At 55.4% G+C, this 746-nt stretch carries 2 tRNA genes; both read left to right on the forward strand.

Annotated elements, in window-relative coordinates:
• The first annotated feature begins 254 nt into the window (after positions 1-254).
• A tRNA-Ile gene (locus MLC59_RS19850) sits at positions 255-331 on the forward strand.
• Between the two features lie 238 nt (positions 332-569).
• Positions 570-645 (forward strand) — tRNA-Ala (locus tag MLC59_RS19855).
• The last annotated feature ends 101 nt before the right edge of the window (positions 646-746 follow it).

Below are 746 nucleotides of genomic sequence, written 5' to 3' on the forward strand. Positions count from 1 at the left end.
AGCTGGAGGTTTCGGTCAGAGTCCACACGAATTACTTGGTTAACGTGAAGAGAGCAAAAGGGTCTTTGCAGGCCCGATGTCGGTTTGGCTCAAGCGCGGAGTGGTCTTCATTTGGAGACGAACTCGGGGTTTGGCGCCGGATTCGCGCCAGCTGACAAGGCGCAGGCTGAGAGAGTGAGGGAGCGTACATACGTACGTGACCGAATGAACGAAGACTGCAACGCAGCTCAGGTGGTTCGAAGACAAGCAAAACCGGGTCTGTAGCTCAGGTGGTTAGAGCGCACCCCTGATAAGGGTGAGGTCGGTGGTTCAAGTCCACCCAGACCCACCAGAATTTCGCTGGCCGTCGTTGCGCCAAGACTCGCATACTGATTGTATGCTTCGCCTTGACGCGCCTAGCCCAGCAAAATTCTAAGCAAGACTCCAGATTGATTCGTGCTCTGATCTGCTCTGGCCAGGTTTCGTGAATCTAGGCGCAGTGCGAGAGAGTAAGGGAGTGACCCTCGATGGGTCATGACCGCAGCGAGCGAGTGCTGCAACGACGAGTCACGGAATCTGGACTAGCAGAAGGGGCTGTAGCTCAGTTGGGAGAGCGCCTGCCTTGCACGCAGGAGGTCAGCGGTTCGATCCCGCTCAGCTCCACCAATAACTGCCTGTAAAACCCTATACGATTACCTGGCGCAAGCCAGTGTGCAGAAACAAGCGTTTCAGTTTGATGAAGCCCTTCTTTCTGATCACTGGGTCAG

Origin of the sequence: Marinobacter bryozoorum (genome assembly GCF_023156245.1) — a bacterium.
GTDB lineage: Bacteria > Pseudomonadota > Gammaproteobacteria > Pseudomonadales > Oleiphilaceae > Marinobacter > Marinobacter bryozoorum.